Genomic DNA, 8,534 nt, shown 5'->3' with positions numbered 1-8,534 from the left:
GGACTGCACTTGTGTTGTTAATATTAGATTTGCACTAAAGGGTTTAACTATCGAAATGTCGATCATTCAAATGAAAATAAATCTATTTAAAGTTACTTAGTTTAAGAAACGGTTATTTAAAATAATTCTATGGGTGTGTTTTTTTCACATCACCAAACACCGTTAAGTATAAAATCATCATAGTTAACAACGACCTAGCGCGTCAGCGTGTAACCAGCTAACACCCGTGTCAAATAAAATTAAGAAAAATAACAAGTTGTAACAAGGTTTAACTATGCGATTCACGCACCGTAAACCTTAAAATAAAAAGAGCAGCAAAACAGGTTGCTATTTTTTATGACTACTTTGCAGTTTGAACACTTCTTGCTAGTAGGTATTTAACCCTAAATTTTAATCCTTAATTTAACCAGATGGTGGATATATGAAGAACTTAACAAAGCTTTCGTTTATTTGTTTAACGGTGGCCTCAACAGGGTTAATTCCCCTGACCAGCTATGCCGCACCAAACGACATTACTTTTATGGGAGAAGTCAACGCAAATACCTGTGCAGTGGATATTAATGGAGATGCTGCTAGTCCAGTAGTGTTAATGCCTACGGTATCTACAGCTGACCTAGCTGGTTTTGGCTCAGAGGCTGGTGTTACCGAGTTTACTGTCAATATTAATGGCTGTGATGGTAGCGTTGATTTTACTGCAGGAATGGAATTTACAGGCATGGATAATGGTGTCGGAAACCTGTTAAATACTGGTACGGCAGGCAATGTTGCAGTGGCCCTAACTAAGGATGGTGGATCAAACTTCGATTTTAGCTCTGGTAGCTATACAGATGGCAGTGCCTTTATGATAACGGCACCTGCCACCTCGGGTAGTGAAGTCTACCAAGCAAAATATCGTTCTGACCTAGGTGGAGCTACGGCTGGTACGGTTATCGCCACGGTGAATTACGCCATTACTTATTACTAAGTGTTTATTAACAATTTATTTTTTAGCCAGTAAGTAAAGCCAGTTTCGCAGGGAGGCGTGATGTACAACTATCTGTACATGGGCAAATTAATCATCGGTTTAATGTTAGTTGTTTACACGAATTATGTTGATGCTGCCGTGGTTGCTAATAAGTCTAGGCTCGTCATGTCGGCTAAAACTCATAGTAGCAATGTCTTTATCAATACATTAGATGTCACACCTAGCATGGTTCAAGTTTGGGTAACACAAACCCACCAAGTAGGTGATGTCGACTATCAAGATGATGCGCAATTTTTTGTCTCGCCCCCTGTTTTTAAGCTCAACAATAAACAAGGTCAACAAGTCAAAATCGTTTATACCGGAACGGAATTACCTACAGATAGGGAGTCACTATTTTATTTTCACTTTTTAGTATTACCGCCGCTGGCGCAAACTGAAGGTGAATTAAACAATCAGTTAGTCATTACCCAAAAACACACCTTAAAGTTATTTTATAGGCCAGAATTTGATGGCTATCATATTGATGACGTGGTTAAGCATATCAAGTTTAACCTTAACAAGGCAGCGGACGGCAGTTCAGCATTAGTACTTAAAAATCACAGTCCATTTTTTGTCACTATTCCTAAGTTAACCTACAGCAACACCTCTAAGGTTAAGCGTGATTTAGTACCAAAAGAGATGCTTGCGCCCTGGTCAAGTTTATCACTGCCGCTTCAGCCACAAGATCAACTGGCTAGCTCAGAAATAGAATTCATCTTAATTAATGATCAAGGAGGAAGGAGTCGGTTTAAAGGGCTTGTCGATATAGAGGAGGCGCTATAATGAATAACGCGGTTCCGACTCTGTATTTTAGCCTAATGGCTAGCGCAATATTAACATGCGTATCAGTGGCTTTTCCGATAAGCGTATTCGCGGCCGAAAACCAAGAGGCAGAGCAACTCGAAGATGAAGTCATCATGATGAGTTCAGCCAACCAAAGTCATACACCTGAGTATATTTTTGACCCGAAAATCTTAAGTGCAACCGGCTTTGGTATTGATTATACCGGGTTTATAGATGGTGGCGCTTCGGCAGCAGGGGACTATTTAGTTGATATCATCGTTAATCAACGGGTGTTTAAAACCAATCAAACTGTCTCATTTTCAAAGCAACAAGATGGCAGCCTAGCCCCTTGTTTGCCTGTTGAATTTTGGCAGAGCACTGAGCTTAAACTAAAGCAAGACTATCGTGATGCGCTGATAAAAAGTGGTGCTGGTAGTAACTGCACCGATTTAAGTCAACTCCCAGAAGGTGTTGAGCTGACCGCCAACCTTAATCAATTGGCCCTTAATATCAATATTCCTCAACTGGCGTTGATTGAACCAATAAAAGGCGATAACCGCGCCCAGTGGAATTACGGCAGTAACGCTGGATTTATTAACTATGACGTTAATCTTTATAGCTCAAGAATGAAGTCTGTAAGTAGCTGGAATACAAATGGCTATTTAGGCTTAAGTAGCGGTATTAACTTAGGTCGTTTTCAGCTTAGGCACCGAGCCGCTTTAACGGTGACAAAAGCTAATCAAACGACTGACTTTGATTGGAGCGCCTACCAAATATATTTGCAAACCATTATTCCCGATTTAGACAGCTACTTAAGAGTCGGTGATAGCTACAGCAGTAATAGTCACTTTGGTAGCTCAGCGTTTGTCGGGCTCCAACTTAAGTCTGAGCCGCGCATGAAGCCTTATTTTACAAGAAGCTACGCGCCCGTCATTACTGGAATAGCTGTGAGACCATCCACTGTAACAGTTAAACAAAAAGACGCCACCATTTACCAAATCACTGTGCCTGCTGGTCCGTTTGAAATTAATGATTTAAACCCCACAAGAGCCTATGGTGATTTGCGTGTAGAAATCACCGGCGACGATGGACAAACAACCAACTACAGTGTGCCTTTTTCTGCCACGCCTGATTCCTTAAGGCCTGGTGTAGATCGCTATGAGATCTCTATTGGCAAATTAGCCAACAACCTAGGTGACTCACCGTATTTAATAGATGCTTACTATGCCAGAGGCATAAACAACTGGTTAAGCCTTAATGGCGGTGCAAGAGCCTCTCGTGACTACTATGCCTTATCTAGCGGCGCGGTTTTAGGCACGTCTTTTGGGGCATTTGGCATGACTGGGATCTATTCCAACTCAAGCTTAGGTAAAGACAATGAGTCTGGATGGAAGTTGGGGCTGGATTACAGTAAGAGCTTTAACTTTGGCACCAATATCGCGTTAGCAAGTTTTTGGTATTCCACTAAAGGCTACAGAGACCTACAGCAAAGCCTCAATGAGAAGGATAAGTCGCAGGCGCTAAATTTAGCCGAAGCCAGCCGTTACAGCGACTATTCAAATAGGCAAAAAACTTACGCGTCAGTGAATATCAGCCAGCAATTACAGCAATATGGTCAGCTGGTACTCAATGGCAGCTTGACGCAATATCGAGATGATCGACCAACAAGTAAACAATTACAAATTGGTTATTCCAACTCATGGGGAGACGTGAGTTACAACCTATCATACCTACGTCAGTTTAGTGGTTATTTACCAATGCAAGATGATGAACAGTTTATGTTGACCCTGTCTGTGCCGTTTAACTTTCGCGGTCAGCGTTTTATGTCTAGTGCTGGTGTTTCAACCTCAGGCAATAATGGTGAAAGTTATAACGGCACGCTAACCCATTTACCAAAAAACCATCAAGATGCTGTTTACAGCGTGAATGCAAATTATGAAACTTTAGCCAATCATCAAACCAATCGCAGATTTGGTGCAAACCTATCTAAGCAATTTGACCACTTGCAGCTCAATGCAGGAGCCAGCACTTCAGACCAGTCTTATCAAGTTAACGCTGGGGCCAGAGGCGCTTTTGTCGCTCACGGCGGTGGCGTCAATATGGCCAACACCCTAGGCGAAAGTTTCGCTATTGTCGAAGCCAAAAAAGCTGAAGGCGCCAAGGTGGGCTTTACTGGCGCTAAAATTGACAATAATGGCTACGGCATAATCAATCAGTTGTCTGCGTTTTCGCCTAACGTTGTTACGGTGGATACCAATGGCCTGGATAGCGATGTAGAGCTGATTAATAATGGCCGCAGCATTGTGCCTATTGCAGGCTCAGTGGTCACACTCGACTTTGTTGCCAAAAGCGGTATTACCGCGCTGTTTAAAATACGTCTCGCTAATGGTGAAATTCCGCCACTTGGTGCAGTGATTAAAGACGACCAAGCAGTCACGCTTGGCTATGTAGGCCAAGGCGGGCAGGGCTATATTCGCTTACAACAACCCCAAGGCAGCTTACATCTCAGTTGGGCTGATAACACTTGCCGCGCCGAATATTTAATTGCCGAACTTGAAACTAACAAGATGCATAAACAGGAAATTAGCTGTGAGTAAATTACCATTATTTGCTGCAAAGCAGAGGGGCGTTCAGCGACACCAGCGAATGTTACTTATGTTTGTTATCATGAGTACTTGCATCCCCCTTCAGCTATTAGCTGGCGTAGGCTTAGATAGGTCTAGGTTTGTTTATACTGTTGGCACTAAAAACGCACAGTTTCGCCTAGTCAATTACAATGCTTACCCGGTAATTGTGAGTTTATGGATAGACTCTGGCGACATTAATGCGACTCCTGAGTCAACAACAGCGCCGTTAATCGTCAGCCCACCGATAGTGCAGCTTAAAGCTAAAGAAGTGACTACCGCAAAACTCATTGATGCCGGTATTGCCGAGCGCTTACCTGATGATAGAGAGTCACTGCTTTGGCTCAATGTACTAGAGCAACCACCTTTAGAAAAGCAGACTATGACTGAGCAGGCTATGACCGAGCAGGTTATGGCCATAGCGATGCAGGTGCAATACAAAGTGTTTGTTCGGCCTACATCAATAAAACCCAGTAGTGACGATGCATTAAGGCAAGTATCGTTTCGCTTATTAACAAGACAGCAAGCAGCACCAATATTACAACTGCACAATCCAACCGCCTATCACCTGAATCTCAAGCAGTTGCAGCTCTTGGGCGGTTGTAGGCAAAAGGTTGTGATTAACGATGTACTCAAGCCCTTCGCTGAGAAAGCCATCAGCTTAGATGCTAGCGTACAAGCAAGCTGTGTTGAAACTGTTGAATACCGCGTTATTAACGATGAGGGTAAAACCATAGGCATGAATGCATCAGTAAATATAGGCACTGCAGTTATTAGTGACCAGGGAGGTTAACCATGAGCGGCACAGTAAGGTGTAAATACCTTTTACTTATCATGCTTTCTTTGAGCGCGGTTAACGCCAATGCGACGTGCGTTCGCCAAAGTTGGTGGGCTCCGGGGGATGGCTCACCAGGGCCTATGGGCTGGCCTACAAGCATTAATGTTGCAGCACCTTCCAGCCCTTTACAACCAACAGGCAGCGTTATTGCTGAAACAACGGCTCCCATGACCCAATTTGGCCGAGCAGGGGGCTATGATCCAGAATTAATTTTATACATTTGCGATGCAACCGATGCGGGCAGCCTCTATGAACTGTATGCCACCGATGGCGGTGTTGATATGGCAGGGAGACAAGAAGATGGATTAGCATACGGCATACCGGGCGGATACCGAACAGCATTACAAAACACCGTGGCCCGTATCACCCATTTAGGGACTGGAGAGTACTTTTCTAGATATTGGAAAGAGCGACCGTTAACAGGGCTTGATACCGATGGTAGCGGCAATATTCTTGTAAAAGCAAAAAATTTCGCCACCATAAAAGCTGAAATCATCAAGGTGCCGACTGGACATGGCTGGTATTTTACCGATGCGATTTACAACTATACCAATAGCTTTGGTTTTCTCGTTTTTAAAGGGCCCGGACTTTGGACTTCGCTCATCAATGCAGGAGACGATTCACAATCAGTATATCACGGTTGGTATGATGACTGGCCGGGGTCGATTGCATTACATAATCAGGGGTTAACAATCCGTAGGGAGCCCCACTGTGTATTTTTAACGGTGACACCTAGCGTTGCCTTTGCATCGATAGCAGCAAGTACATTGAACTCTGGGGGCGATGATACGCAAAGCTTTAACTTACAGTACCGATGTGAAAACAGTTATTCACCTGGGGTGAGTGCTGGCGAGTTTTCATACGCGTTTAAAGTTGGCGCAGAAACGGTTGCTGCCGCGCCCTCTGTTGGCATTAATGTTATGGGAGGCAGTGGTGTGACTCACCTTTTAGACAATGGTTATATTAGTAATCCCGGTTCAGCGAAAGGGGTAGGGATTCGAATTACCGATCTTGATAGCACCACAGATATTAATTTGGCCACCAATGAATTGATAATGGGAGGAGGCAATCTAGACGGTTGGTATTCCGCAGTGGGGGGAGCACCAAGTGTAAGTGGCACTACAACCATTTGGACGCGAAATTTTTCAGCGACACTTGAAGCACTACCCGGAGAAACTGCTGAAGCAGGAACAGTTCAAGCGACCGCTAGAGTGTTTATTAGAATAAACTAGCAAGGTTAAGCTGGTGTGGTGCGGTGTTAGCACCAAACCAGCTTAACAGAAGTACTATCCAGTTTAACTAGGTTCAAAAGTAAGTAGTAACTCAAAATAAGTTTATAAGTATTTGTTATAGCTCTCTAAGTGTCTTTGAGATATCTTCTTCGAGGGTGCAAAAGACAGCCCTCGACACCAGTAATCATTTTTGATGAGTACTTTACATATTCTACGCCAACTCGGAACTTTTAGTTTAGCTTCTAATTTTTTGTCTTCGAAATCATTAATTCGCCAGACGCCTTGGGATTTACCATTATTTTTCCACCAGAGTAAAAACTTAAAAATACGTTCTCTATAATGTGTAGCCATGTGCGGTGGCATGCTTTTAAGCAGGAATTTACTATAGGATTTGTAAGAGTGTCCTGCAGGTAGTTCAAAACGATAATATCCCAGAATTCGTCCCTGATCTTTACTGTATCTAGCACCAAAGTTACAACCATTTACTCTTTGAACTAGTTTCTCCCATGTATTGGGCTCAAGGATTTGGTAAAGCCATAAGCCTTTTCGTTGATCGTCACCGAATGGCTGGCACAATCGCTGCAGGCTTAAAGGGACTCCAGCTTTATGCATCAGATCATATATATGGTTGTAATTCCAATGATTCTTACCATTAGCAGCCCATACGTCTTCGGTTTTCCAATCGTAAATAGGGTAGGCCTTATAAACCTCTGACGTAACTTTAGTGGTCCAAAAGTATTCTTTATATTTTTCTTTATTTCGATTTTTAATGGTTTTATAACGGTTTAGAGACTCATCAGCTCTAATGCCAATTAAACAAGCTGTTTTACCACCATGTTTTGCCTGATACCAAAGACTAAACTCATCGACAAAATCTTCAAATTCCATTCCAAAATGGTAAAACTTGAAGTAGTTAACATCCGAAATGACTGAGCGATGTTGAGGCAGAGGCCTTAGCCATTTATCTTTTTCAGTTGGGTCCCAGCAAATCCACTTAGGCTGAAACTGACTTATTGCGTTCCTCAAACTTAGGGGTAAACAGATCCAGTATGCATTGACCTCCTTTCTATCTACCATCTGGTCGATTAATTCAATTGTATGTTGATATTGAGCCTCCATATCAATAATGAGCACATCGATTGGTAACTGGTTACGTGCCTTAGCGACTTGAATTGCTAAATTTAACAGTGCAGCAGAGTCTTTACCGCCGGAAAAAGAGACAAATAGGTGTTCAAATTCATCTAAAATCACATTCATCCGTTGCGTTGCTGCCTCAAACACATTTAATCCTATGGGCTTCTTCATCTGTTATTCCCATGCCTTTGAGTACTTTCTATCAGCAAATGCTTCAGCTAAACCGGTCAATTGCTGCATTCTCAACACTTCGTCAGGATCCATACCTAACTCTTTACCTATTTTTTCATCAGACCAACGCGCCCCCTTTAGCTTAATCACCAAATTTGCAGTGAGCTCTACCTGATGGGCACCTCTAGCCATGTTATGGCGTACAGATGCAGAAATCCGCTCTTCTTTTTTTCTTTCGATGGCAACAACAGGTATGTAGTTTTTTAGTGAGTCAGCAATTTCTGTATGCTCTCTAACTAATTTACTTCGGTGATACCCATCAATGATTTCTACACAGCCCCTTACGTCCGGGGCTCCTACGACGACAGGCATGGTTACGCCATCTGTTAATATGGAGTGCTTGAGTAGTCTGAACTCCGGGGGGGCAACTTTATTGGGGTTGAAGTCGTTATTGAATACCTTGTCTCTCTCTACAAGTTGAACGTTTAAAACTGGGTGTTTTATTGACACAAATTTGTACAGCATGGTTGAGACTTCATTAAATATTCGTACTTTGTCATTATCAGTTAGTTTGAACCCCGGCATCCCTAGCTTGTTCAACACTCTACGAATTTCATTTACTTCTTCTTGAATAAGCTTTTCTTCCATAAACCCAGCTATTACAAATATTTATAAGGAGGTTCATGTTATTTCTATGCACATAAAGATGACAAATTAATAGTTATTAAAAGATTTAAATCCTTTAATAT

The 8,534-nt window shown here is 42.5% G+C and carries 7 protein-coding genes; 5 read left to right on the top strand and 2 right to left on the bottom strand.

Translation table 11 applies throughout. The features are described 5' to 3' along the window. The first annotated feature begins 421 nt into the window (after positions 1 to 421). From K5Q92_RS23040 to K5Q92_RS23020, 5 genes are read left to right on the top strand one after another with little or no spacing between them, the layout of a single operon-like run. Positions 422 to 964 (top strand): fimbrial protein, encoded by a 543-nt coding sequence (locus K5Q92_RS23040; RefSeq protein ID WP_220771168.1) that lies wholly within the window; start codon positions 422 to 424, stop codon positions 962 to 964. Positions 965 to 1,024: 60 nt separating this feature from the next. Further along, a complete protein-coding gene (locus K5Q92_RS23035) occupies positions 1,025 to 1,786 on the top strand; it encodes a molecular chaperone (RefSeq protein WP_220771167.1) in 762 nt (253 codons plus the stop codon). Continuing rightward, positions 1,786 to 4,383, top strand: a complete 2,598-nt coding sequence (locus tag K5Q92_RS23030) for a fimbria/pilus outer membrane usher protein (RefSeq protein WP_220771166.1) — start codon at positions 1,786 to 1,788, stop codon at positions 4,381 to 4,383. The genes K5Q92_RS23035 and K5Q92_RS23030 overlap by 1 nt, the downstream gene beginning before the upstream one ends. Continuing rightward, positions 4,376 to 5,203: a molecular chaperone gene (locus tag K5Q92_RS23025; protein WP_220771165.1), complete on the top strand. Its 828-nt coding sequence runs from the start codon at positions 4,376 to 4,378 to the stop codon at positions 5,201 to 5,203. Before K5Q92_RS23030 ends, K5Q92_RS23025 begins: the two co-directional genes overlap by 8 nt. Before the next feature lie 2 nt (positions 5,204 to 5,205). Next, positions 5,206 to 6,480, top strand: coding sequence for a fimbrial protein (locus tag K5Q92_RS23020; RefSeq protein WP_220771164.1), 1,275 nt, complete (start codon positions 5,206 to 5,208; stop codon positions 6,478 to 6,480). Positions 6,481 to 6,582: 102 nt separating this feature from the next. On the opposite strand, the gene K5Q92_RS23015 is transcribed toward K5Q92_RS23020, so the two are convergent. Both K5Q92_RS23015 and K5Q92_RS23010 read right to left on the bottom strand, forming a co-directional pair. Continuing rightward, positions 6,583 to 7,785, bottom strand: coding sequence for a DUF3440 domain-containing protein (locus tag K5Q92_RS23015; RefSeq protein ID WP_220771163.1), 1,203 nt, complete (start codon positions 7,783 to 7,785; stop codon positions 6,583 to 6,585). A 3-nt stretch (positions 7,786 to 7,788) separates the two neighbouring features. Continuing rightward, positions 7,789 to 8,433 carry a ParB N-terminal domain-containing protein gene (locus tag K5Q92_RS23010; protein ID WP_220771162.1) on the bottom strand — a complete coding sequence of 215 codons (645 nt, stop codon included), beginning with the start codon at positions 8,431 to 8,433 and terminating at the stop codon, positions 7,789 to 7,791. Positions 8,434 to 8,534 lie beyond the last annotated feature (101 nt).

The organism is Shewanella sp. MBTL60-007 (genome assembly GCF_019654915.1).
Classification (GTDB): domain Bacteria; phylum Pseudomonadota; class Gammaproteobacteria; order Enterobacterales; family Shewanellaceae; genus Shewanella.
Note: the sequence above shows the minus strand (reverse complement) of the source record. Positions and strands in the feature narration are given on the sequence as shown.

Bases quoted from the DNA above. Each gene is read 5' to 3' on its own strand.
- K5Q92_RS23010 (WP_220771162.1), bottom strand. From the start codon at position 8,433: ATGGAAGAAAAGCTTATTCAAGAAGAAGTAAATGAAATTCGTAGAGTG.
- K5Q92_RS23040 (WP_220771168.1), top strand. From the start codon at position 422: ATGAAGAACTTAACAAAGCTTTCGTTTATTTGTTTAACGGTGGCCTCA.
- K5Q92_RS23015 (WP_220771163.1), bottom strand. From the start codon at position 7,785: ATGAAGAAGCCCATAGGATTAAATGTGTTTGAGGCAGCAACGCAACGG.
- K5Q92_RS23035 (WP_220771167.1), top strand. From the start codon at position 1,025: ATGTACAACTATCTGTACATGGGCAAATTAATCATCGGTTTAATGTTA.
- K5Q92_RS23020 (WP_220771164.1), top strand. From the start codon at position 5,206: ATGAGCGGCACAGTAAGGTGTAAATACCTTTTACTTATCATGCTTTCT.
- K5Q92_RS23030 (WP_220771166.1), top strand. From the start codon at position 1,786: ATGAATAACGCGGTTCCGACTCTGTATTTTAGCCTAATGGCTAGCGCA.